Origin of the sequence: Gemella sp. oral taxon 928 (genome assembly GCF_001553915.1) — a bacterium.
GTDB classification, from domain to species: domain Bacteria; phylum Bacillota; class Bacilli; order Staphylococcales; family Gemellaceae; genus Gemella; species Gemella massiliensis.
Genome location: NZ_CP014233.1, coordinates 718012 through 741747, shown reverse-complemented (window position 1 = coordinate 741747; position 23736 = coordinate 718012). Strand labels below are relative to the sequence as shown.

26 protein-coding genes are annotated in these 23736 nt (G+C 29.6%); 4 read left to right on the top strand and 22 right to left on the bottom strand.

Annotated features, from left to right (window positions below; translation table 11 throughout):
* Window positions 1-93: 93 nt before the first annotated feature.
* Complete coding sequence (pth, locus tag AXE85_RS03330; RefSeq protein ID WP_062173125.1) at window positions 94-651, bottom strand: aminoacyl-tRNA hydrolase; 558 nt, start codon at window positions 649-651, stop codon at window positions 94-96.
* Window positions 652-726: 75 nt separating this feature from the next.
* Entirely contained in the window at window positions 727-1677 is a 951-nt protein-coding gene (locus AXE85_RS03325; RefSeq protein ID WP_062173124.1) for a ribose-phosphate diphosphokinase, read from the bottom strand.
* 207 nt (window positions 1678-1884) lie between these two features.
* Between AXE85_RS03325 and glyA the strand changes: the two genes are divergently transcribed.
* Both glyA and AXE85_RS03315 read left to right on the top strand, forming a co-directional pair.
* Complete coding sequence (gene glyA / locus AXE85_RS03320) at window positions 1885-3102, top strand: serine hydroxymethyltransferase (protein ID WP_062173123.1); 1218 nt, start codon at window positions 1885-1887, stop codon at window positions 3100-3102.
* Between the two features lie 135 nt (window positions 3103-3237).
* A complete protein-coding gene (locus tag AXE85_RS03315; protein WP_062173122.1) occupies window positions 3238-3708 on the top strand; it encodes an S-ribosylhomocysteine lyase in 471 nt (156 codons plus the stop codon).
* A 72-nt stretch (window positions 3709-3780) separates the two neighbouring features.
* On the opposite strand, the gene yajC is transcribed toward AXE85_RS03315, so the two are convergent.
* The 8 genes from yajC to AXE85_RS03275 all read right to left on the bottom strand — a co-directional run bounded on the left by yajC (window position 3781) and on the right by AXE85_RS03275 (window position 10350).
* Window positions 3781-4044, bottom strand: a complete 264-nt coding sequence (gene yajC, locus AXE85_RS03310; protein WP_062173121.1) for a preprotein translocase subunit YajC — start codon at window positions 4042-4044, stop codon at window positions 3781-3783.
* A 78-nt stretch (window positions 4045-4122) separates the two neighbouring features.
* Window positions 4123-5277, bottom strand: coding sequence for a tRNA guanosine(34) transglycosylase Tgt (gene tgt, locus AXE85_RS03305; RefSeq protein WP_062173120.1), 1155 nt, complete (start codon window positions 5275-5277; stop codon window positions 4123-4125).
* 21 nt (window positions 5278-5298) lie between these two features.
* The gene (gene queA / locus AXE85_RS03300) at window positions 5299-6327 is read right to left on the bottom strand and encodes a tRNA preQ1(34) S-adenosylmethionine ribosyltransferase-isomerase QueA (protein WP_062173119.1); all 1029 of its coding nucleotides are present in this window, start codon (window positions 6325-6327) and stop codon (window positions 5299-5301) included.
* Between the two features lie 323 nt (window positions 6328-6650).
* Window positions 6651-7862: an FtsW/RodA/SpoVE family cell cycle protein gene (locus AXE85_RS03295; protein ID WP_062173118.1), complete on the bottom strand. Its 1212-nt coding sequence runs from the start codon at window positions 7860-7862 to the stop codon at window positions 6651-6653.
* A gap of 3 nt (window positions 7863-7865) precedes the next feature.
* Window positions 7866-8150, bottom strand: coding sequence for a DUF1507 family protein (locus AXE85_RS03290; protein ID WP_062173117.1), 285 nt, complete (start codon window positions 8148-8150; stop codon window positions 7866-7868).
* Between the two features lie 9 nt (window positions 8151-8159).
* Entirely contained in the window at window positions 8160-8360 is a 201-nt protein-coding gene (locus AXE85_RS03285) for a YqgQ family protein (RefSeq protein WP_062173116.1), read from the bottom strand.
* 11 nt (window positions 8361-8371) lie between these two features.
* Window positions 8372-9811, bottom strand: coding sequence for a hypothetical protein (locus AXE85_RS03280; protein WP_062173115.1), 1440 nt, complete (start codon window positions 9809-9811; stop codon window positions 8372-8374).
* Window positions 9812-9846: 35 nt separating this feature from the next.
* Window positions 9847-10350, bottom strand: a complete 504-nt coding sequence (locus tag AXE85_RS03275; RefSeq protein WP_062173114.1) for a PTS sugar transporter subunit IIA — start codon at window positions 10348-10350, stop codon at window positions 9847-9849.
* A gap of 259 nt (window positions 10351-10609) precedes the next feature.
* Between AXE85_RS03275 and AXE85_RS03270 the strand changes: the two genes are divergently transcribed.
* On the top strand, window positions 10610-11986 hold the full coding sequence (locus AXE85_RS03270) for an ISL3 family transposase (RefSeq protein ID WP_062173096.1): 1377 nt from the start codon (window positions 10610-10612) through the stop codon (window positions 11984-11986).
* Window positions 11987-12081: 95 nt separating this feature from the next.
* Here AXE85_RS03270 and AXE85_RS03265 read toward each other — a convergent pair whose 3' ends face one another.
* The 9 genes from AXE85_RS03265 to AXE85_RS03225 all read right to left on the bottom strand — a co-directional run bounded on the left by AXE85_RS03265 (window position 12082) and on the right by AXE85_RS03225 (window position 21518).
* Complete coding sequence (locus AXE85_RS03265) at window positions 12082-13020, bottom strand: serine hydrolase (RefSeq protein ID WP_062173113.1); 939 nt, start codon at window positions 13018-13020, stop codon at window positions 12082-12084.
* Between the two features lie 153 nt (window positions 13021-13173).
* On the bottom strand, window positions 13174-13932 hold the full coding sequence (locus AXE85_RS03260; protein WP_062173112.1) for a GNAT family N-acetyltransferase: 759 nt from the start codon (window positions 13930-13932) through the stop codon (window positions 13174-13176).
* Between the two features lie 93 nt (window positions 13933-14025).
* A complete protein-coding gene (locus AXE85_RS03255; protein ID WP_231723805.1) occupies window positions 14026-14700 on the bottom strand; it encodes a tRNA (adenine(22)-N(1))-methyltransferase in 675 nt (224 codons plus the stop codon).
* A 32-nt stretch (window positions 14701-14732) separates the two neighbouring features.
* Window positions 14733-15944 (bottom strand): DNA polymerase IV, encoded by a 1212-nt coding sequence (locus AXE85_RS03250; RefSeq protein WP_062173110.1) that lies wholly within the window; start codon window positions 15942-15944, stop codon window positions 14733-14735.
* A gap of 64 nt (window positions 15945-16008) precedes the next feature.
* Window positions 16009-17796, bottom strand: a complete 1788-nt coding sequence (locus tag AXE85_RS03245) for a ribonuclease J (RefSeq protein ID WP_062173109.1) — start codon at window positions 17794-17796, stop codon at window positions 16009-16011.
* Window positions 17777-18565 carry a ribonuclease HII gene (locus AXE85_RS03240; protein WP_062174694.1) on the bottom strand — a complete coding sequence of 263 codons (789 nt, stop codon included), beginning with the start codon at window positions 18563-18565 and terminating at the stop codon, window positions 17777-17779. The genes AXE85_RS03245 and AXE85_RS03240 overlap by 20 nt, the downstream gene beginning before the upstream one ends.
* The gene (gene ylqF, locus AXE85_RS03235; protein WP_062173108.1) at window positions 18555-19427 is read right to left on the bottom strand and encodes a ribosome biogenesis GTPase YlqF; all 873 of its coding nucleotides are present in this window, start codon (window positions 19425-19427) and stop codon (window positions 18555-18557) included. Before ylqF ends, AXE85_RS03240 begins: the two co-directional genes overlap by 11 nt.
* Window positions 19428-20014: 587 nt before the next feature.
* Complete coding sequence (locus AXE85_RS03230; RefSeq protein ID WP_062173107.1) at window positions 20015-21088, bottom strand: PTS sugar transporter subunit IIC; 1074 nt, start codon at window positions 21086-21088, stop codon at window positions 20015-20017.
* A gap of 103 nt (window positions 21089-21191) precedes the next feature.
* Window positions 21192-21518 (bottom strand): winged helix-turn-helix transcriptional regulator, encoded by a 327-nt coding sequence (locus AXE85_RS03225; RefSeq protein WP_062173106.1) that lies wholly within the window; start codon window positions 21516-21518, stop codon window positions 21192-21194.
* A 179-nt stretch (window positions 21519-21697) separates the two neighbouring features.
* Between AXE85_RS03225 and AXE85_RS03220 the strand changes: the two genes are divergently transcribed.
* The gene (locus AXE85_RS03220) at window positions 21698-22327 is read left to right on the top strand and encodes an NAD(P)-dependent oxidoreductase (RefSeq protein ID WP_062173105.1); all 630 of its coding nucleotides are present in this window, start codon (window positions 21698-21700) and stop codon (window positions 22325-22327) included.
* A gap of 99 nt (window positions 22328-22426) precedes the next feature.
* Here the strand turns inward: AXE85_RS03220 and AXE85_RS08760 are convergent, their stop codons facing one another.
* From AXE85_RS08760 to AXE85_RS03210, 3 genes are read right to left on the bottom strand one after another with little or no spacing between them, the layout of a single operon-like run.
* On the bottom strand, window positions 22427-22900 hold the full coding sequence (locus AXE85_RS08760; protein ID WP_250636704.1) for a DegV family protein: 474 nt from the start codon (window positions 22898-22900) through the stop codon (window positions 22427-22429).
* Entirely contained in the window at window positions 22888-23271 is a 384-nt protein-coding gene (locus AXE85_RS08755; RefSeq protein WP_250636703.1) for a DegV family protein, read from the bottom strand. Before AXE85_RS08755 ends, AXE85_RS08760 begins: the two co-directional genes overlap by 13 nt.
* Before the next feature lie 15 nt (window positions 23272-23286).
* A complete protein-coding gene (locus AXE85_RS03210) occupies window positions 23287-23733 on the bottom strand; it encodes a DUF1836 domain-containing protein (RefSeq protein WP_062173104.1) in 447 nt (148 codons plus the stop codon).
* Window positions 23734-23736 lie beyond the last annotated feature (3 nt).

The window sequence follows — 23736 nt, the reverse complement described above, 5'->3', positions numbered from 1 at the left end:
TCTGTATATAATCTGCATTACTTTCCAATAAATTACATTACTATGTTACTTATTTTTGAAATACTTTCGATACTTTAATTATAATAATTCTTTTTAGTTATACTTATTCATTAATTCTACTATATTCATTTTTGAAAAATCTTCTATAGCATCAATGCTTTTTTTATAAATTTTTTCTATTTCATTCATTTCTTCTTTTGAAAATTTCCCGAGTACATAGTCAACAACTTTCATTGGAGGTGTCGGTCTATCTATCCCAATCTTTAACCTATTAAAATTTTCGGTGCCTAAATGTGAAATAATACTTTTTATACCGTTATGCCCACCGCTACTTCCTTTTGCCTTCAATTTAAAACTTGCTGTTTTAGTATCTAAATCATCATAAACTACAAGTATATCATCTATATCTATTTCAAAATAATCATAAAATTTCCTTAAAGCCTCACCTGATAAATTCATATAAGTTGTCGGCTTTATTAATAAATACCTTATCCCGTTATAATAAGCAACCGTATAATCAGCATTAAATTTATTTTTATCAAAACTGACTCCCCAGTTTTTTGCTAATTCATCTAAGATCATAAATCCTATATTATGTCTTGTATTTGCATATTGTTTACCGGGATTTCCAAGCCCAACAATTAATTTCATTTTTTCTCCTTTCTTAATTAATATTTAAAAAGGCAACGAATTCGCTGCCTTTTTTTAATCTTCAAAAACTTTATATTAATCAAAAAGAACACTTACCGGTTCGTTGTGATGAATTCTATAAATTGCTTTAGCAATCAATTCACCGACACATAACGGAACCATTTTATCTAATTTTTTCTCTTCCGGTATATGAATTGTATTTGCATATACCAACTCTTTAATTGGAGAATCCTCTATTCTTTCCAACGCTTGCCCACTTAATACAGCATGCGAACAACTTGCATACACCTCTTTTGCACCCATATTTTTAAGTGCTTTAGCTCCCAGTGTAATAGTTCCTGCCGTATCTATAATATCATCTATAAGAATACACGTTTTCCCTTCGATATTACCTACAATATTCATTACCTCCGCAACGTTCGGTTTAGGTCTTCTTTTATCTATTATAGCTATCGGCGTATTCAACGAATCCGCTAATTTTCTGGCACGTGTAACTCCTCCATGATCGGGGGAAACAACAACAACATCGTCCATATCCGTTAACTTGTTTTTAAAATATTTCGCAATAATCGGTACTGCCATAAGATGATCTACCGGAATATCAAAGAAACCTTGAATTTGAAGTGCATGTAAGTCTAAGGCAATTACTCTGTCAGCTCCAGCTACTTCTAAAAGATTAGCTACCAATTTAGCAGTAATCGGTTCTCTACTTCTCGCTTTTCTATCTTGTCTTGCATATCCATAATATGGAATTACTACATTAATAGTATCTACAGAAGCACGTTTTAAAGCATCAATCATAATTAAAAGCGTCATTAAATTGTCATTTACAGGTTCACTTGTTGATTGAATAACAAATACCTCACAACCTCTAACACTTTCTTCAATATTGATAGAAACCTCCCCATCGCTAAACTTTTTAACACTACATTTACTAAGTTCCACCCCTAGTGAATTTGCAACTTGTTTTGCCAGTGGAATATTAGAATTCAATGAAAATAGCTTCAACGGTTTATCTACAAGCATTTTAAATATTCTCCTTAAATTTGGTTCGATATAGTAATACAGCCGTATTCCTCTATAATTATAGCACAAATAATTTCGATTTTCTACCTAAACCCCGAACTTAATTTCAATTCATTTGTTTTGATTTCAATTTATCATATGTTAAAATATTTCTATAAAAATTGAGAAACTATCATCTCTACAAATCTAATTATAAAGGAGCTCTTAATGGATAAAATTTTTGAACTTATTGAAAAAGAAAAAGATCGTCAAAATACAAATATTGAACTCATTGCTAGTGAAAATTTTGTTTCAGAAAATATACTAAAAGCAACCGGAAGTATTCTTACCAATAAATATGCCGAGGGTTATCCCGGAAAAAGATATTATGACGGCTGTGAAGTTATTGATGAAATAGAAACTCTTGCTATTGAAAGACTAAAAAAATTATTTAATGCTGAATTTGTCAATGTTCAAGCTCATTCCGGTTCTAGTGCTAATATTGCAGTTTACATGGCTTTACTAAATCCGGGGGATACTGTTCTTGGTATGAGCATGGATTCGGGAGGACATTTAACACATGGTAGTCGTGTAAACTTCTCCGGAAAAATATTTAATGCTATCTCCTATGGCGTCACTAAAGATACTCATCTTATCAATTATGATGAAGTGTTAAAACTTGCAAAAGAGTATAAACCTAAAATGATTATAGCCGGGGCGAGTGCTTATTCTCGTATAATAGATTTTAAAAAATTTAGAGAAATTGCCGATGAAGTCAATGCTTACTTAATGGTTGATATGGCTCATATCGCAGGGCTTGTTGCTACTAAATTACATCCTTCTCCATTACCTTATGCTGACGTTGTAACTTCTACCACACATAAAACTCTTCGTGGCCCTCGTGGAGGAATTATATTAACCAATAACGAAAAAATAGCTACTAAAATCAACAAAATGATTTTCCCGGGAGCCCAAGGCGGTCCGTTAGAGCATATTATTGCAGCAAAAGCAATCTGCTTTAATGAGGCTTTACAACCATCATTTAAACTTTATCAACAACAAGTTCTAAATAACATGAAAGCTATGGTTAAAACTTTTAAACAAAATAATATTCCTGTTGTAAGTAACGGAAGTGATAATCACCTTTGTTTAATAGATACCTTTACTACTTACGGTATTAACGGTCATGATGCCAGTGATTTACTAAGTAAAGCATATATCACATGTAACAAAAACGGTATCCCGTTTGATACGTTACCGCCGGCAAAAACAAGCGGACTTCGTTTAGGTACAGCGGCTATGACTACTAAAGGGTATGTTGAAGAAGATTTTATTGAAATCACCAACATTATCTGCAACTTACTGAAAAATGGAAAAAGCTATCTCCCAGCAGCTCAGTTGGAGGTAAAAAAAATAACAAGTAAAAAAAGAAAAGAATTTAGATAAATCTATCCGTTACCATAAGTCAATTTTATTGTATTTTTACACAATTTTTTATATTAATTATACACTTTTTTATTTAGAAAAAATATAGTATAATTACACTACAATCGAAAATTTATTTTTTAATGGAGAATAACGATGACTAATAAAAAAATGAATGTTGAAAGTTTTAACCTTGATCATACTAAAGTAGTTGCACCTTATATTAGGCTTGTTGGAGTATATAGCGGAGAAAATGGTGATAAAATATATAAATATGATATTAGATTTTGCCAGCCGAATAAAGAACATTTAGCAATGCCAAGCCTTCATTCTCTTGAACATTTAATTGCAGAATTAATTCGTAATCACCTTGATAATGTTTTGGATTTTGGACCAATGGGTTGTCAAACAGGGTTTTATTTATCAGTAATAAATAATGATAGCTATGAGGCGGTAGTAGAAGCTCTTACCAAGACGTTGGAAGATGTTCTTGTTGCTACTGAAGTCCCGGCTTGCAATGAAATACAATGCGGCTGGGCAGCTTCTCACTCCCTAAAAGGCGCTAAGCAAGAAGCTATAAAATTCCTAGATAAAAAATCTGAATGGAAAAACGTATTTGGTAAGTAATAAATTTATTTTTTAAAATATTATAAAATAAAAATCGAAGATTAGAAAATTTTTCTATCCTCGATTTTTATTTTATTTAGCCGCTAAACTACGAATAGCATTTCTGTCCAACTCAATTTCTACTTTAGGTGCTATTCTTACCTTAACTGTCAGTGTTCCTACTTCTATTATATCTCCGTATATCCCGGCGAATGTGACGATTCTGTCACCTTCTTTTAAAGAATCCTGTAATAATTTTAATTCTTTATTTCGTTTTGATTGCGGTCTTATCACTATAAAATACATAAAACCAAATAATGCAACTATCATTATTATATTAATATATTGACTTGGCATATTTTTTACCTCCGAATTTCTGTATATGTTTATTCTACTATAATGTTTTAAAAAAATAAACTATAAATATTAGTATTATTAGAAATTTTTAGGATTTTCCTGATTTAAACCATATTTTTCGAAAAATTCTTCTTTATAATCTAATAATCTATCTTCCATAATTGCCTTACGAATATTTTTCATCATATTAATTAAAAAATGTATATTATGTGTTGATGTAAGCCTTGCTCCAAATATTTCATCTGCTTTAAATAAGTGGCGAAGATATGCCTTAGTATAATTTTTACAACAATAACAATCACACTCCGAATCCAGCGGGGTAAAATCTTCCGCATATTTTGCATTTTTTACAACAACTCTTCCCTGCGACGTCATACATGTTCCATTTCGTGCAATACGCGTAGGTAATACGCAATCAAACATATCAACACCACGTAATACACCCTCAAACAACGCATCAGGAGATCCTACACCCATTAAATATCGTGCCTTATTTGTAGGTAATAACGGTGTTAGATATTCTAATACCCTATACATTTCATGCTTAGGTTCCCCAACTGAAAGCCCTCCAATTGCATATCCCGGAAAATCTAAACTCACTAAATCCTTTGCACTTTGTTTTCTTAAATCATCGTATCCTGCACCTTGCACAATCCCAAAAATACTCTGCGTTTTCGGATTTTTATGTGCTTTTAGACAACGTTCTGCCCAACGTGAAGTTCTTTCAACAGATTGTCTAATATATTTATAATCATGATTAAAATCAGGACATTCATCAAATGCCATCATAATATCAGAACCAAGTGAATTTTGAATAGCCATAGCTTTTTCAGGAGATAAAAATAATTTTTCACCCGATAGATGATTTCTAAAATGAACTCCTTCTTCTTCTATTTTTCTTAAATCACTTAATGAAAATACTTGAAATCCTCCTGAATCGGTTAAAATACTCCCATCCCAATTCATAAATTTATGAAGACCTCCGGCTTTTTCTACTATACCCTCTCCGGGTCTAAGCCATAGATGATATGTATTGGATAAAATAATATTTGCTCCCATACTTTTAACTTCTTCCGGCGACATTGCTTTAACTGTTGCCTGTGTCCCTACCGGCATAAATACCGGAGTTTCAAAACTACCATGCGGAGTATGAACTATACCAAGTCTTGCTCCTGACTGTTTACAAGTTTTAATATGCTCATACCAAACTGCATTTTCTCTTACATCTCTCATTACATAATCCTTTCTCAAACATCATATTATCATCATCGCATCTCCAAAACTAAAGAAACGATATTTATTGTCCACTGCAATCTTATATAATTCTAACACTTTTTCTCTGCTATAAAATGCACTAACCAACATTATTAGTGATGATTTCGGCAAATGAAAGTTAGTTATCAAACCGTCTACACATTTAAACTCAAATCCCGGATAAATAAATATATTTGTCCATCCGGAAGCCGCAACTATCTTTCCATTATTATCTCTAGCAATAGTTTCTAAAGTTCTTGTAGAAGTTGTTCCAACCGAAAAAACTTTATTACATCTTTTTTTTGTTTCATTGATTATATTTGCAGTTTCTTCATCAATTGTATAATATTCAGAATGCATATCATGATCTTCAATATTTTCAGTCACAACCGGGCGAAATGTTCCAAGACCTACATGAAGCGTCAAATAAGCAATATTTACACCTTTTTCTTTTATTTTTTTCAACAATTCTTCTGTAAAGTGTAACCCTGCCGTTGGAGCCGCTGAACTGCCGATTTCTTTTGAATAAACCGTCTGATAACGTTCTTTATCAATTAATCTTTCTTTTATGTACGGTGGCAGTGGCATTGTTCCCAGTTCATCAAGACGTTCTTGAAAAATTCCCTCATAGCTAAACTTAAAATACCTAAAGCCATCATCCATTACTTTGATACACTCCGCTTCCATAACTCCGTCACCGAATGAAACAATACTTCCTATTTTTATTCTTTTGGCAGGTTTTACTAAACACTCCCAAATATTATGTTCTTTAGTTTTTAAAAGTAGTACCTCAATAGCTGCACCGGTTCCTTTTTTCTCCCCATATAAGCGTGCCGGCATTACACGGGTATTATTAAGAACTAATGTATCTCCGGGATTAAAATAATCTATAATATCAGAGAATACCTTATGTTTATAATTATTGTTTTTTCTATCAACCATAAGTAATTTACTAGTATCTCGTTTTAACAACGGAGTTTGTGCTATCAACTCTTCTGGTAAATTAAAATTAAACTCTTCTAATTTCATTTAATATCTCCTTTAAAAGTTACTTTACTATTATAGCTTGAATGTTAAAACTTATCAAGTTAACCATCAAATTTATTTCTTTCTCAAATAAAAAAATAAACCTAAAGTTAAAATTCTAGGCTCTCCTAGAAATACGGGTATGAAATTTTTTCATTTATTAATTTCATTAAAAATAGCTCCCCAAAACTTATCCAAGTTTCGGGGGCTAGTACCTATCCATATTTATTATACAACCCAAAAAACTAATTTAAAGACAAAACTCTAAAAGTAACAGAGCATATTCTTAAACTTTTAGTAAAATTTTCACTTTAAATTAGTTATTTTTATAAATTTTGTTTATCTTCTCTTAAAGATTTAACATGAGCAAGAATATTGGTAACTATACCAAGTCCTATACTAAGAATTAAAAGCGAACTTCCTCCATTACTTACAAAAGGAAGTGGTACTCCTGTCATGGGAATGGAAGCAGTAACCCCTCCAATATTTATAACAGTTTGAACTGATAAAAGTGTTGCAAAACCTATTGCATACATGGCACCAAACGTATTTTTAGATTTAGTCCCCGCAAAAACAGCTTTTCCCACCAATATACAAAGTAACAGAATTACAAATAACACTCCTATAAGACCGAGTTCTTCTGCAATAATTGCTAAAATAAAATCTGTATGAGCTTCCGGCAGATAACCGAGTTTTTGAATAGAGTTTCCTAAACCACGACCCACTAAGCCACCATTACCAAACGCTATATAGGAATTTATTACCTGATCGGCCGCTGCACTAAGATTCTCTGAAAAAGGATTCAAAAATACCTTTATCCGATTAGTTCTATATGAGCTTCCGGAAAACAACCCTGTAATAAATAAAATACCTATTAACATGACACTCGCCAATAATGCAAGTGTTATAATTTTCCTAATATTTTTAAAATTCATATTGGAACAAAGCGCCATAATTCCAACAACACTAAGAGTTATTAAAACCATTCCGGTATCATTTTGAGCAAATATAACCGCTGTTAAAAATAACGGTATTCCAAAAATATTAATTAACTCACTGCTTGTTAAGACTTGTCTTAATTTTGTCTTTCTTGTTTCTAAAATAAATGCCATATAAATAATAATAAATAGTTGTGCTAAAGTTGACGGTTGAAAACTAAATGCCCCTAATCTTATCCATGATCTTGCACCATTTATACTTGGTAATGCAAACGGAATTAATAGTAATCCTAAAATAATGAACTGCCCATATTTTAATAAATTTTTACTTCTAAAAATTTCGAATGGAATTACTACTGAAAAGATTAAAAACGCCACGTAAGATAATGATGCCCAAATCGCTTGCCTTATTAAAAAATAATTTGCATCTACCGGTATAGACGATGTGAATGTTCCATACTTATTCCCAATCATACTGGCGCTATAAACCATTATACAACTTAAAATAAATAAAATTAATAATGTTAAAGCTACTACAAGATCTAATTTTACATGACGTCGTTCATGTTTTATACTTTGCTGTAATCTTATTATCTTCATAACCTAGTTTGCTTTGCTTTGGTTGTCAACACTGCCATACATCATACCGGCTTTATCTTCAAGATCGGTCAAAATTTTCTTACCTGCCTCCGCAGTGATACACCCTATTTCTACCGCAAGATTTATTTCTTTCGTTAATCCAAAAATTTGTGTATCAATTACATCTTGATATAATGGACATTTTTTTTCACCTTTAACTGAAAGACACGCTTCAATCATATCTTCGATTTTCATAATATCTTCTTCTATTCTCTTTCTAACTTTTATAAATATAAGACTATTTTCCATTTTTCTCACCTATCCTTTCGCTAATTCATAATTCATCTCATGTTTTATAATAGCAATCGCTCTTATAAAATCTTCTTTGGAAATTAATTCTAATCTTTTTAATTCTCTTACTTCATACTCTACCATACTTAAAGTATGCTTTCTATCTTTCATATATATTATTATACCAAAAGATTTTAAAAATTGTTGTAAATCATAAAAATTTATCATCATCTTCACCCTTAATAATTACTAAGTTCTTCCACCAAGTTTTTATATTTCTCAAGATTACTAATTTTTAATGCCTTATCTGCATATTCCTTAGATTTACTATAATTACCTTCTTGTCTTTCTATTAATGCCAATTTGTAATAAAGCGGTGCAAAACTGCTATCAAACTGAATTCCCTCTAAGAATACTTTTTTAGCATCATTAACTGAAAGGTTTGTCATTTTAATCATACCTAACTCATAATATGTAAGTGCCGATTTATTTCTGGAAGTCAATTCTTTTTCTAAATTAAAAATATCCTCATCACTTCTCGGTTTTTCCAACCTTTTATCAATTTTTCTAACTAAGTAAGTATTAACTTTACTTTTTGTATCAATATTAGCAATTTTTACAACTATCCCGGACACCATAATCAATACAAAAGCTATTGATAATATATAAATACTCCTTTTATTCAATAATAATAGTTGCAAAAACACCCCAACTATAAATGAAAAAATATAAAGAGCAACGTTGGTGTTTAGTAGTATAGCACTTCCCAACAAATACACTAATGATAAAGAAACAGCGTACATAAATTGCAAATTATTACTTTTTTTACTTAACTGCGTTAAAAATATAGAACCTAAAACTGCCAGATAAGAAACAACAGGAATATTTAAATCTCCCGAATAACCAAACAGCAAAAACAGATTAAAAATGATAGCTGTAGTTATTAATATTACCGACGATTCACGAATATTCAAATTCTTATTAAATAATAACGATGATACAAAAATACTCACTACTACTATAAATAAGCTCATAAAATCATTAACAACAAAAACACTCGTTATTAACCTATAAAATTGTCCGCTAATAATTCCTTGATAATCATATCCTAAAAATTTATAAATTGAGAAACTTCCGTTACTTGCATAAATACTAACATATTTTAAGAAAAACAATAATAAATAGCATAACGAAATTATGTTAAATTTGACATCAAATACTGTTTTATTTAAAGTTTGTTTTTTGTATAGTTCTACAACTCTGGTTTTATAACGTGATGTATCCGGAGAATCTTCAATAAATTTTAAATCACGTTCTTTCACGAATAGCTTACTATTTTTTTCATTAAATAAAACTCTTTCTATTATCAAATCACTTGAAATTTTATACTTTTTATAATCTGTAATTATCTCATCATATTCCGGTGAAACAAATATTATTTTAATTTTTAAATTTTTCAATTTAAACATTTTTTTCAATCTTGTTTCGTTCCGAATTATATTAGAAATTACACTATCTATTTCAGTTGTTTTAAAATTATTGCTATAAATAAATCTTACCAACTCATTATCATCATTTATTAACCAAACATCTTTCTTCTCCGGACGATAATAAAGTATATTATAATTATATTTAACAATATGCAAATATACTATTTTCCAAAATTTTTTATCATTCATAATATTATACTATTAAAACTTAAATAGACTCGCATCTATTTAAGTTTTATTTTTGCCACTTCTTGTGAAAAATCTACGGTTTCATTTAGTTTTAAAACACTAATATCTTCAACAATATCCATATTTGTAACTACACAAGGGGTAATGATATCTTTTGCTTTTTCTTTTACTAATTCTAAATCATAAGTTAATAATGTTTGACCGACCTCTACTTTATCCCCGGCTGACACTAAAACATCAAATCCTTCACCTTTCATAGATACTGTCTCTAAACCAACATGGATAAGTAACTCTACATCTCCTGTCTTTATTCCGAAAGCATGTTTTGTCGGAAATACTTGGATAATTTCTCCCGAAACCGGTGACAGCAATTTTCCTTCTTCAGGGATAATTGCAAAACCATCACCCATCATTTTCTGTGCAAATACCGGATCCGGAACTTCAGTAATGGCTACTACTTTTCCTTTCATATAAGAATTTATTACTAATTCTTCTGTTTTTTTATCTTCTTTTCCGAATAATTTTGATAAAAATCCCATTTCAATCCTCCGTACTAAAATATTACCCTAATATACCTATTATATACTTTTATATAGCTTTTTTCAATTATTTTTATCAAATTATTTTCAAAACATTATCTCACTTAATCGCAAAAAAACATCTAATTTTTATGGTTGTATAATAAATACGGGGCATGGAAAAAAATCCATACCTCGTATTATTTTTTAATATACAAAAAGACAAATATCCAATATAATTAAAGTGCAAAAAAAAATAAACTATGAAAGGATATCTGTCATGAATAATTTTAACACAAAAACAAAAGAAATAAAAGAGGGAGAATTCATTAAAAACCTACTACAAATAAAAGATAAAAATATAACTATTGAGAAAACACATAACGAAACTATAAAAAATAATCAAAAGTACTTTGTATTCAAAGGTACCTTAACATATAAACCCAAGAAGTGTGAATGCTGTGGTTGTCTTAATAAAGGTTATACTGTAGTTAAAAACGGCTTTAATGAACTTACTAGAATTAATCTATTAAAAATATCAGGTATCCCTGCTTATTTGGAACTAAGAAAGCAACGTTTCAAGTGTAAAACTTGTAATAAAAAATTTGTAGCTACTACTTCTTTTGTAGATAAATACTGTAGTATTTCTAAAAATGTTAAGTTTTCTATAATGAGTGATTTAGCTGATACTTTATCTTTTAAACAAATAGCCAAAATGAATAATGTATCGGTTAATACTGTTATAAGAACTCTTTATAAATGTAAATCCCATGTAGACATTCTTAACTATAATACCTTACCTGAGTATTTATGCTTTGATGAGTTAAAGTTTACTAAAGATAGTAAAAATGGTATGAGTTTTATTTTTTTAGATGCTTTAACTCATGAGATTATTGATATAGTTGATGGTAGAACTGAGTATATTTTAAATAATTATTTTTCCAGATTTTCTAAAGAGGCTAGAAGTAATGTTAAGGCTATTTGTATTGATATTTATACTCCTTATATGAAGTTGATTAGAAATAAGTTTCCTAATGCTGAAATTGTTATAGATAGGTTTCATATTATTCAAAATGTTAATAGAGAACTTAATAGAACTAGAGTTAAGCTAATGAATATTTACAAAAAACAAAAAGGTATTAATTATACTCTTTTAAAAAATAATTGGAAGTTAATATTAGAAGATGAAAGTAATGTTACTCATGGTAGGTTTTTCTTTAATAGGAGTTTTAGGAGTTTAGTTACTAGACGTGATATTTTAGATTATTTATTAGGATTAGATTGTATATTTAAGGCTAGCTATGAGAGAGTTCAGGATATTAGATATGCAATAAGGTATAGAAATGAGTTGGAGTTTAAAGAATTAATTGAAAAATCTACTATCGATTTATCTGATGGTGTTAGTAAGGCTATTAATACTATGAGAAAACATAAAGGGTATATGCTTAATAGTGTTAGGTATTCTATTTCTAATGGTTCTTTGGAGGGTATTAATAATAAGATAAAGGTTTTAAAGAGAGTTTCTTATGGTTATAATAGCTTTTATAACTTTAGATTACGCATTTTAGTTGTTTCTAGGTTATTTGTTTCTGAGTATAAAAATAATATTTCTTTTAAGGGCGTTTTGAAAAATGCCAAGCAACACTGCATTGCTTAGCATTTTATCCTTATTTTTTCTCATGCCCCGTATTTGACACAGAGCCATTTTTATCAAAGTTAGATGTTAATATTGTCGAAATAACTGTAATTACTTTACATATTATTATCAGTAAGATTATTTATCTCTTTTGCCATTTCTGAAATACTATTTCCTGAATTTGACAAATTATTTGTATATATGAGCAGCATATAGTCTTGATCACCAAATACTATAGCAGTGTCGTGCATATTGGCATCTATTCCGCCATACTTACTCGCTATTTTTTTATCTTGAATACCTTTTTTTATCCATTCACTATCTTTTGTGTCTTGCAAATATTTTAATAATTCAGGGTAGTTATCTCTTTCTGAATATAATTTACTCCATGCTGCCTCCATCATTTTTGGAGTTACTTTATTTTTTTGTGCTTGCGCTACAGGTAGAGAAACACCTAATTGTGCAAAATATTTAGTAAGAACATCGCTGGCTGTCGCACTGTTCCCAATGAGCATTCTGGTAGCTGTATTATCAGAATATTGAATCATATTTCGAATTACATACTCTAATTCATAACTATCCTTTTTAGGTTGATTGGTTATTTCTCCCCCACCTTCTTCTAAAAATTTCTTATTATAATAAATCGGCTTATCTTTAGATATTTCTCCTGCTTTTATTCTATCATAAATCTTCATAGCATATACAACTTTAACGGTACTCGCCGCTGTAAAATATTTATCATCTGCTACCGCAAATCTGTAACCGGTTGAAAAATTTTTATAAACAACACCAATTTCGTTATTTCCTTGATATTTGCTAACTATATTATTCATAGCCTCATCAAGTTCCGCTTGATTTAATTTTTTCTTTTCTTGACTTTCTTCTTTGGACTCATTATTTTTTTGAACCTGTTCCTGTTTTGAAACTTCTACTTGATTATCTTTATGTTTTTTAGATTTCACATAACCACCGGCAGAAAAAACTCCATAAATAATAAGGACAACTACTGAGGATTCTATAATAAATTTTAATATTTTTTTAACTACCTTTTTCAATTTTATTTACCTACTCTCTTCTATAAAACCACCACTATTAGTTTACTACACATAACAAAATTCATCAATATTTTAAAAATATTTTCCAAAAATATTCGGTTGTACTTATCCTCTTTAATTCTATAATTAGCCAAATATTTATTAAAGCATTTCTTAATTAACATTCGATTTTAGATAAAAATCTTGCTTTGATATTTTTTTAAATCCAATTTTTTCATACATATATTTAGGTGTATCATTACTATCAGCAACCAATACTACATTTTCTTTTCTCATATTTAACACTGCGTAATTTAAAAGATGTTTAGCAACTCCTTGTCTTCTGTACTCTTTGGCTACATACAGATTATCAACTTCAAAAAAGTCTGTTTTCATTATTACATTCATCGTTCCTATAATTTTATCATTATCTTTTGCTATTAATTGAAGTATATTTTCTGAACGAATATTTTCATAAAGCAACTCTTGATTATGAATTGCCCATCGACTATCACCCAGTTCCGAATCTATTTTATATTGAAACTCTAAATATTCACTGTTATCTTTTTTCTGTAAAAATTCTACTTTATAATTACTCAGATTTTGTTCAACAAATTCTTCTCTTTTCAAATGGTACAAGTCAAAATTTATCTCATTATATCCATCTTTTTTTAGATATTTTTTTAATTTTTTAGAAAGTTCTTTTTTCTCCGGTGTAGCTATATGAATAAAATTAATACCGGCATCTTTAAAAAATTTATAACAAGAAGCTATATAATATTCCAACTCATCAACAATTTCCGGCATTTGTTTTATAAGTAAATAATTTCCACTAAAATTTAATTTCGATTTTAACATTTGATAAATAACATATCTATCTGTTTCTACTGCTACTTTTGATCTAGAATACATATCTTTAAAACTATATTCCATTTTCTTACACTCCTATCTTGTGTCTATCCAAATCAATTATGATTTATAAATTATAAATACCGTTCTAATAAATTTTTTTGTAAATCTTAAAAACTACTGAATTAGCGCTTCTATTTTTTTATATTTTTCTTCCTGCACCTTTATTTTCTCTAGCTGAGTATTGTTAGATTTTTTTAGTTGTGCTAATATATAATTTATTTTTTCTAATTCTAAATTTTGTTTCTTTATATATAGTTCCGGTTTTTCTTTTGTTAAAAATTTTCCAAAATTTATCTCATCTTCTGTTAAATTCATTTTTCCAAAACTAGCTACTATTATTTCATAAATATGCCCATCTTCTTCTATTATGTCTTCTGCATCTATTTTATATCCTAATTCTTGCAATTTAATGCGAACGAAATTTTCTCCAACATTTGGTTGTAAAATTAAACTCGGCTTGCTTTTTAATTTTCCTTTTCCATTTTCCAATATTTCAGCTATTAATTTTCCACCCATTCCACAAATAGTAATTACTTCTATATTGTCATCAAGTGATATTGCATCTAATCCTGCTGCTTTCCGACATTCAATAATTTTTGAAAAACCTTCTTGTGCTACATTTTTTTGAGATACTTTATATGGACCTTCTACTATTTCACCGGCTATAGCAAAATCTATTTTTTTATTTTTGACCAAGTATAAAGGTAAATATGCATGATCACTTCCTATATCTGCAAGCCTTCTACCCGTAACATATGTTGCAACTAATTCTAATCTCTTATTAATCATCAGCATTTTTCTTCCTTTCTTTTAGGTTTTTATTAATCTAAAAAATCTTTACTAAAGCTTGTAGTTATTATAGTCTTTTTGTTTTTATTATCATTTTTTTGAGGACTTGTAAGAACTTTATCACCAAATTGTTCTTTTAAACTTCGTGATAATTTTCTTAACTTTTCTTCTTTTTTATAATTTTTTTCATCAAAAATATCTAATTGAATGTTTAAATCTTTTAATTTTTTTATCTCATTTAATGACACTCCCAATAACCTTATCCCTACATTAAAATCATAATTTTCGGATAATAATTCCCAGGCATAACCAAAAATATCTTTTTCAGCATTTATGTACTCAGAAATTTTTTTCGAACGTGTCATAACCTTAAAGTCAGAAAATTTAATCATTATAGAAATATTATTCCCTACATAATCTCGTGATACAGCTCTTTCACTTACCTTTTTACTTAATTTTTTTACTTCTTTTAATATTTCCTCTTCTTCTATTAAATCACTGGAAAATGTTTTAGAATTTCCTATTGATTTTCTTTCTACGGTGTATTTTAACACTCTACTATCTTCTCCATTGGCTCTTTTTTTTAATCTTAAACCTTGAATTCCAAGAATACTATGTAAAATAACCTCATTAGCAGTTGCAACATCACCTATTGTATTAATTTTTAGTTTTTTTAATTTTTTTGTTGCAGCTTTTCCACAACCGTGCATCTTTTCTACATCAAGATTCCACAATATTTCCTTATAATTTTTTTTATTTATTATCGTAAAACCAAGCGGTTTTTTTAAATCCGATGCCATCTTTGCAAAAAATTTATTATAAGAAATCCCTATACTCGAAGGTATTTTCAGTTGTTTATATATTCTTCTTTGAATTACAGCAGCGACTTTTATCGGATCTTTTATTTCACTTAAATCTATATAAGCCTCATCTATAGAAACTATTTCAATTTTATCAGTATATTCCCTTACTAAATCAAAAATCCTTTTTGATTCTATTTGATATTTTTCAAAATCAGGACGTACTATTTGCAAACTTGGACATAATTTTCTGGCTTCTCCTACTCTCATTGTAGTTTTCACTCCAAAAGATCTTGCCGGATAATTGGAGGTAACTATTATTCCATGTCTTTTCTTAACTTCTCCTGCAACTGCCAACGGTCTTCCCTTTAATTTTGGATTATACTTTTCTTCGACACTTGCATAAAAACAATTCATATCGATATGAGCAATCACTTTAGACATAAGCTACCTCCTTTTTAGTTAGTTATAAGGGGACAATTAATTTATTATCCCCTTTTATTTTTTATTAAATTAATGTAAAGTTGACTATAATTATAGGTTTTCGTTTTGTACTATCATAAAGTAGACTGGATAACATACTTCTAATTTCTGATTTTATTGTTGAACAATCACGAATACTCTTTATAGGATTATTAATTAAGTATTCTGTGACTTTTTCTTCAGCTTCTTTTATGAGTTCAGCACTTTTTTTAACATAGACAAAACCCTTTGTTTGAATACATGGTCTTCCGACTAAACTTTTAGTTTTTCTGCTTATTGCATACGAGGTTACAAAAATACCGTCATTTGACAACAACTTTCTATCTTTTAAAACACTGTCTTCTACATCTCCAATTCCACGACCATCTACAAGAATATTTCCAACCGGAATATTTTTTAATAATTCTTTTGCCTTATTACCTGAAATTTCCAACGTAGTACCTTTTTCCAATATGTGAATATTTTTTTTGTTAACACCTGTTTCCGCTGCTATTTCTGCATGTTTTCTTAAATTCCTAAATTCTCCTTGAACAGGAATAAAGTGTTTAGGCATTAACATATTCAAAATCAATTTTAATTCTTCACGTGTAGCGTGACTTGCAGCATGAAGACGTTTAGAGGCGGTAACAACATTAGCACCTAATTCTACAAGAAGATTTAATGTTTGGAATAACATAACTTCCATGTTAGGTGATGGAGTTGCCGCTATCATAATAGTATCTCCTTCTTCTATTTGAATATTGGTAATAGATTTCTCTGCAATATTTTTCATCGCTTCAATGGGTTCTCCTTGTTCTCCGGATGAAAGAATACATATTTCATTTTGTGGATAGTTTTTTAAATCGTCTATACCAATTAATTTATCGTCTTCTATTTCTAGGTAATTCATATTTCTTGCACTATTTATAGAATCTTGAATAGCTTGACCCAGTAATAATATTTTTCTATTTTGACCTAATGCGGCTTTAACAATATGAGAAATTGTTAAAAAATTAGAGGCATAACACGTAACAATAATTCTTTTATTAGCTTGATAAAATGCGTTATCAATCTGTTCTGCCGCCTCATTTTCCGGCACATTATATCCCTTTACATTAGCATTACTGGAATCACTTAGTAATACCATAACACCTTTTTGACCTAGTTGGCTAATTTTTAACATATCTGCTCTGTATTCTTTACTTACAGATTGGTCAAACTTAAATTCTCCGGTATAAACTATATTTCCTTGTGCGGTAGAAATGCAAATACCTAGTGAATCCGGCATAGAATATGTCGTTTTAAAAAATGTTATATGAGCATTATTAAAATCATATTTATTATTCTCTCTAACATAATAAAATTTAATACGACGTCTGATATTTAATTGTTTTAAATGATTTTTTAATAAATCAATCGTTAATTTAGAACCATAAACAGGACACTTCAGCTTATCTATTATATAAGGAACAGCCCCCATAGAACTTACACGTCCATTAGATAAAAAGATACCTTTTACCCTATTCTTATTCTTAATCAAGTAACTAATATCCGGTATAACCGCATCTATCCCTATCATTTCAGTTTCAGGGAACATAAGACCGGCATCTAAAACAAATATCTCGTCACCAATTTCTACCATATACATGTTTTTAGCTACTTCTTCTACTCCCCCTAACGGAGTTATACTAACCTTTGGATAATTTTTTCTTGATTTACTTGGTTTTTTCTTTACTTCTTTACTCTCAATGTTATTTAATTTATTTTTCACAACATTATTTTTTTTATGTACGCTGATCTTCTGACCATGATTATTATTTTTTTCGTTGTTCATTTTTTCCTCCTTGTATTATTGTTTTTATCGGTTCAAAATCTCTTCGATGTATTGGACAAATTCCATATTTATCTAAGGCTTCCAAGTGTCTCTTGGTGCCATATCCTGCATTATTTTCAAAATCATAATATGGATATTTTTTTGAATAATCTTCCATTAAGCGATCACGATATACTTTAGCTATAACGGAAGCCGCCGCTATTGAAACGCTTTTTTCATCACCCTTAACCATACTAAAATTTGAAATTGGATAATTTCCAAATGGCATGGCATCAATTAAAAGAAAATCCGGCGTCTGTGATAACTTTTCAACAGCTTTTTGCATTGCTATTCTGCTGGCATTATAAATATTATATTTTTCTATTTCTCTATTATCTACTTCACACACCGCATATGCTAATGCTTCAGCTTTTATTTTATCGTACAATTCTTCACGTTTAGTTTTTGATAATTTTTTTGAATCATTTAATCCTTCAAAATAATTATCCGGTTTTAAAATTACCGCAGCTGCTACTACCGGACCCGCCAAAGGTCCACGACCTACCTCATCTACTCCACAAATATACTTATACCCACTATTATAACACTTATTTTCATAAAATGACTTTTTTTCGTATTCTTTTTTTAGAAAATTTTTCTTTTCTTGTTTTTTATTATAACTAAGTAATATTTTTTTTACACCTATTCTCTCATCTTTTTGCAATGTTTCTATTATTTCTTTTTCTACTATCTCTTGTGAAAAAATTTCTTTTATTTCGTTAATTTTCATCATTAATTTCCACCATTTCTTGATAATTATCTAAGGTAATTAATCCGAATTTTTGTGTTCTGAAATCTTGGATAAGTAATTTTATAGTAGAATCATAGTCATAATCTCCGGCAATCTTTTTAAATTTCTTCTCAGCAATTTTTTCCATAATAAAAACATTGTCATCATCTTGTGACACATTTATTTTATAAAGGTTATTTAAATTTTCTAAATAATTTGTTTTTAATAATTCTATTAAGTATAAACATACATCATCAAGTGGTGTTATATCATCTTTTATTGAAGCAATTAAACTTAATTTTTTACCTATTTTTTGATTGTCAAATTTGGGCATTAAAATTCCCGGTGTATCCAACAACTCAATATCTTTATTCAATTTTAACCACTGTTGTTTTTTAGTAACACCTGGTTTATTAGCAGTATTTGCTACATTTTTTTTTATCAATTTATTGATAAATGTTGATTTTCCGACATTAGGAATCCCTATTACCATAGATCGAATTGCTCTTGGTTTTATACCTTTTTCTACTTGGCGAGCAATTTTTTCTGCTAATTCTTCTTTAGCCTTACCAATTACTTTATTTAAGTTATTGCTATTTTTTGAATCAGTGTAAACAACAACATATCCTTTATCTTCAAAATAATTTTTCCATTTTGCAGTTTCTTTTCTATCACATAGGTCAACCTTATTAAAAATAATAATTTTCTTTTTGTCTTTCACTACTTCATCTAAGTACATGTTGTGTGATGATAACGGACAACGAGCATCTACAAGTTCAAATACAATATCTACTAATTTTAATTTTTCTTTTACTTCTCTTGTTGCCTTTGCCATATGCCCGGGAAACCATTGAATAACCATGCAATTTTAACTCCTTTTGTTATTTAATTATATATTATTTTACAAATATTCCAGCAATGGTTAGTAGTGGTATGGACGCCTACAACTAACCTACTACGTAGGTGGATTTTTCGGCTAGAATTTTAGCCAAGGTCTAAAATTCTCCAAGTAAAATGCTTTTAGCATTTTACTATTACCACTACAAACATTGCTATTAAGTTCGTTGCTGTTCAAAGGTTAATTTTTAAGGGTAACATACTACTATAAAATCAGCAAAAAATAATATTTTGTATATAAATATATAATTGTATTTACAGTCCTATTTATTTTACCATATTTTAATGACTTTTGAATACTATTTATATGTATTTACAATTTTTTATATTTTAACTTTTCATAGTATAATATTTATTATCTCGTTAAAACAGCAAAAAACAATCTCAACGTCAGTCATATAACATTGAGATTGTTTTTAAATTGCACTAATTTTTTTGAGCGGTATTTTTATTTTATCCGTCTTTTTGCATATTCATCAAAATTCTTGCACCTATCTTAAATACTTTATTAATTAACTGTACATAATATATATATGTATGATGTATTATTTATTATAATGCAAGTTGGTAATCTGATGATTTAACATATCCTTTTTTTTCCATGTAATAATAAACTGCATACGATAATATCGCCGGCAAAATAAAATGCAGTAGCAATATTTCTACAAGAAGTATCATATGGTTAGTATGCCCAGCCATTGTTTGCCATGTCATAAGTTGTCCAACAAGACCTGATGTCCCCATACCACCACCGGCAGGGTTATTCTCCATTGCACATACAAGTGTTGCTACCGGACCAAGTATAGCACTTGCTATAATAGGCGGTATCCATATAATAGGTTTTTTCATAATATTCGGAACCTGAAGCATTGATGTTCCTAAACATTGTGCAAGTAATCCGTTCCAACCATTTGCTTTAAAACTAATTACCGCAAATCCTACCATTTGCGCCGCACACCCGACAGTAGAAGCTCCTGCCGCTATACCCGACAATCCTAAAATTATAGATAATGCCGCCGAACTAATCGGTAATGTTAAAATAATTCCCATTACAACTGATACAACTATTCCCATTATAAATGGTTGTAATTCTGTTGCCTCTCGAATAAATGAACCAAGCATTTTCATACCACTAATTAAATATGGACCGGTATAATAAGCCACAACGGCTCCAATAATAATCGTAACAAAAGGTGTTACAATAATATCTATTTTTGTTTTTCCTGAAATTAATCGTCCACACTCAGCCGCAATAACGACAGCAATAAAAGCCCCAAGCGGATCACCTGAACCACTAATAGAAAGTTTCCCCTGTTCAATTAGATGGTTTGTACCAAGGTTAGAACCAAATGCTCCAAGAAATCCAACAACACCTGATGCTAAAATTACTAACTTAGGTGCTTTCAACGCATGTGCTACTCCTATACCGATTACAGGTCCTGTAAGTGCCATGGCTATCGTCGCTACAGCAACTAAAAATCCTGATAACCCTCCACTTAAGCTTAATGCTATCTGTTTAATAATAAGCCCGATTATAAGAGTACAAAACAACCCAAGAGCCATACCGTTTAGTGCTACAATGAAGTATCTATGAAATACTTTTGACAACAAACTATTTTTATTCATAGTTATTCCCCTTTAATATATATTAAAATAATAGTGCATACTTATGCACCTTGACTATATTATAACTCATAAACAATTAATTATCATCTAAATTATTTTCTTTTTATAAATTTTCCAGTTTATTTCTATATGTCATTCCCCAAGAACCTAATGAGTTTATCACTAGTTCTAAAGAATTTCCTAAATCCGTTAACGAATATTCAACACGTGGCGGTACTTCTGCATAAACTTTTCTATTAATTAATCCGCTTTTTTCCATTTCACGTAAATTGGCGGTAAGAACTTTTTGTGATACATTACCTACAGATCTTTTTAATTCTCCAAAACGTTTAGTTCCCTCTAATAAATCACGAATAATAAGTATTCTCCACCTATTACTTATAAGAGTTAGTGTCAGTTCCACAGGACATGCCGGTAAATTTTTTTCCATAATTAATTACCTCCGAAAAAATTAAGTTTTATATCTAATAAAACTTATAATACACAATAGTTTCTTTTAAGTAATTATATTACCTTAAAGTGCGTACTTTACATTTAGTTTGTATAAGTATATTATATTATTATCAAAACAAAAATTCAATAATAGATTTAAAAACGGAGGTCATTGAAATGAAAATAGCAGTTATAGGAGCAAACGGTAAAGCAGGTAGTTTAATTGTAAAAGAAGCAGTAGAACGTAATCACGATGTTACAGCAATCGTTCGTTCAACCAACAAAACAGTAACAAATGAAGTTATTGAAAAAGATTTATTCGATTTAACTAAGAATGATTTAAAAAAATTTGATGTTGTAATTAGTGCAATAGGAGCATTTACCCCTGAAACTTTTCCTATTCACAGCAAATCAATAGAATACCTTACAACTCTACTAGCAGATAGCGATATCCGTTTCTTAGTTGTGGGTGGTGCAGGTAGCTTATATATTGATAATACACATACTACTCGTCTATTGGATACATCTACTTTCCCGGAAGAATTTAAACCATTAGCTACTGCGCAAGCTGATGAATTAGATCTACTAAGAACCAAAAATAATGTAAAATGGACATTTATAAGTCCTGCTGCCAATTTTATTGAAAATGGAGAAAAAACCAATAAATATGCAACTGCCGGAGAGGTATTTACGGTAAATCAAAAAGGGGAAAGTTCTATAAGTTATGCCGATTATGCCAGTGCAATGCTTGATGAAGTAGAAAATGGAAATCACATTCAACAACGTATCTCAGTTTATAGATTATAATACTCACAAAAAATAAAGGTATAAAAGAAATAAGGTACTAACTCCAAAACTTGTCAAAGTTTTTGGGTTAGTACCTAAACGCTATTCCACCTTTATTTTTTAATTAATTTCGTATCCTAGTAAAATTCCGCCTTCTTCTGCATAAAAGCTGCACAAACCTGAAGTTCGTATAATTGAAAAAGTTATATTTCCATAAAATTCTTGTAATTTACTTTCCAATTTTTTACAAATTCCTTCATTATTCCTATGAGTTATAACTACTTTTCCACCTTTATAACCATGTTTTTTCATTTCATTTATAATCTCAGTAATTGCTTTTTTTTCACCACGAACTTTATGTAATAAATGAAGCGTCCCTTCATCACTTGCTTCCCCAACCATACGAATATTTAAAAGTCCGACAACGGTTGCCGCTAGTTTACTAAGTCTTCCGTTTTTTACTAAATTATCAACTTTTTCCAATACAAATAATAATTTTGAATTTTTATGATACTCTGTTATTTTTTCCACTATCTCCTCAAAATCATATCCTTGACCTATTAAACTATTTAACTTCAAGACTAATAAATCCATATGCCCCCTGCCGATAAGCTATCTATTACATGTATATTAGCTGCCGGGTTGATTTCATATAACATTTTCTCAGCGATTTTTGCACTATTATAACTGCCTGATAATCCGCTGGTTAGTGTTAAAACGAATATATTATCTGTATTTTTATATGCTGATAAAAACGCATTAGGACTAGGGCATGCAGAACGTGCTACTTTTTCACTTGAATAAATTTCTTCCATCATAAAATCTATATCTAAATCTAAAGTATCTTTGTACTCTTTCTCCCCTATTTGAATAGAAAATGGAATTCTTTCAAAAACTGTATTCTCTGCTAAATTAGGTATTTCCCGTAAGTCGCAGCCGGTATCTACCACTATTTTCCAATTCATTATTTCTCTCCTTTACTATACTTCTTCTTGTTTTTCTAAATCTTCTACTATCATATGAGTTTGTTGATATAAACGAATGGTTCTACAAGCCAAAATAATGGCAGCCGGTATATCATCGCTTTCTTCACCATTCATGCAACGAACAAAATTATCATACATTTTTTCTGATTGATTGTTTTTGGTTAATAATTTCACCGTTTTACTGACCTCTTGAATTGAGAAAACATTTTTTAAACACGTTATAACTATAAGGCGTGCTAATTGTCTTCTTGTATATTTTTTTTTAATGGGTTTATCTAAATATCCATGTTTAACATAATTATTTATCATTGCTGAGGTTAAGCCCTTTTCTCCATGAACAACTGCTGTGCTATCTAGTTGATTAACATAAAGCAATACCTGATCTAAATATAAATCAAACTCCGGTAAATCAATCCATTTTGGATATATATTTTCTTTCAAATT

What these genes read in the sequence shown, in the direction of transcription:
- pth (WP_062173125.1), bottom strand. Translation starts at nt 651, where the DNA reads ATGAAATTAATTGTTGGGCTTGGAAATCCCGGTAAACAATATGCAAAT.
- AXE85_RS03270 (WP_062173096.1), top strand. Translation starts at nt 10,610, where the DNA reads ATGAATAATTTTAACACAAAAACAAAAGAAATAAAAGAGGGAGAATTC.
- AXE85_RS03230 (WP_062173107.1), bottom strand. Translation starts at nt 21,088, where the DNA reads ATGAATAAAAATAGTTTGTTGTCAAAAGTATTTCATAGATACTTCATT.
- ylqF (WP_062173108.1), bottom strand. Translation starts at nt 19,427, where the DNA reads ATGGTTATTCAATGGTTTCCCGGGCATATGGCAAAGGCAACAAGAGAA.
- queA (WP_062173119.1), bottom strand. Translation starts at nt 6,327, where the DNA reads ATGAAATTAGAAGAGTTTAATTTTAATTTACCAGAAGAGTTGATAGCA.
- AXE85_RS03260 (WP_062173112.1), bottom strand. Translation starts at nt 13,932, where the DNA reads ATGGAATATAGTTTTAAAGATATGTATTCTAGATCAAAAGTAGCAGTA.
- AXE85_RS08760 (WP_250636704.1), bottom strand. Translation starts at nt 22,900, where the DNA reads ATGGATTTATTAGTCTTGAAGTTAAATAGTTTAATAGGTCAAGGATAT.
- AXE85_RS03220 (WP_062173105.1), top strand. Translation starts at nt 21,698, where the DNA reads ATGAAAATAGCAGTTATAGGAGCAAACGGTAAAGCAGGTAGTTTAATT.
- AXE85_RS03325 (WP_062173124.1), bottom strand. Translation starts at nt 1,677, where the DNA reads ATGCTTGTAGATAAACCGTTGAAGCTATTTTCATTGAATTCTAATATT.
- AXE85_RS03290 (WP_062173117.1), bottom strand. Translation starts at nt 8,150, where the DNA reads ATGGAAAATAGTCTTATATTTATAAAAGTTAGAAAGAGAATAGAAGAA.
- AXE85_RS03255 (WP_231723805.1), bottom strand. Translation starts at nt 14,700, where the DNA reads ATGATTAATAAGAGATTAGAATTAGTTGCAACATATGTTACGGGTAGA.
- tgt (WP_062173120.1), bottom strand. Translation starts at nt 5,277, where the DNA reads ATGAGAGATGTAAGAGAAAATGCAGTTTGGTATGAGCATATTAAAACT.
- glyA (WP_062173123.1), top strand. Translation starts at nt 1,885, where the DNA reads ATGGATAAAATTTTTGAACTTATTGAAAAAGAAAAAGATCGTCAAAAT.
- AXE85_RS03225 (WP_062173106.1), bottom strand. Translation starts at nt 21,518, where the DNA reads ATGGAAAAAAATTTACCGGCATGTCCTGTGGAACTGACACTAACTCTT.
- yajC (WP_062173121.1), bottom strand. Translation starts at nt 4,044, where the DNA reads ATGCCAAGTCAATATATTAATATAATAATGATAGTTGCATTATTTGGT.
- AXE85_RS03250 (WP_062173110.1), bottom strand. Translation starts at nt 15,944, where the DNA reads ATGTCTAAAGTGATTGCTCATATCGATATGAATTGTTTTTATGCAAGT.
- AXE85_RS03280 (WP_062173115.1), bottom strand. Translation starts at nt 9,811, where the DNA reads ATGAATGATAAAAAATTTTGGAAAATAGTATATTTGCATATTGTTAAA.
- AXE85_RS03275 (WP_062173114.1), bottom strand. Translation starts at nt 10,350, where the DNA reads ATGGGATTTTTATCAAAATTATTCGGAAAAGAAGATAAAAAAACAGAA.
- AXE85_RS08755 (WP_250636703.1), bottom strand. Translation starts at nt 23,271, where the DNA reads ATGAATTGGAAAATAGTGGTAGATACCGGCTGCGACTTACGGGAAATA.
- AXE85_RS03315 (WP_062173122.1), top strand. Translation starts at nt 3,238, where the DNA reads ATGACTAATAAAAAAATGAATGTTGAAAGTTTTAACCTTGATCATACT.
- AXE85_RS03285 (WP_062173116.1), bottom strand. Translation starts at nt 8,360, where the DNA reads ATGATAAATTTTTATGATTTACAACAATTTTTAAAATCTTTTGGTATA.
- AXE85_RS03245 (WP_062173109.1), bottom strand. Translation starts at nt 17,796, where the DNA reads ATGAACAACGAAAAAAATAATAATCATGGTCAGAAGATCAGCGTACAT.
- AXE85_RS03240 (WP_062174694.1), bottom strand. Translation starts at nt 18,565, where the DNA reads ATGAAAATTAACGAAATAAAAGAAATTTTTTCACAAGAGATAGTAGAA.
- AXE85_RS03295 (WP_062173118.1), bottom strand. Translation starts at nt 7,862, where the DNA reads ATGAAGATAATAAGATTACAGCAAAGTATAAAACATGAACGACGTCAT.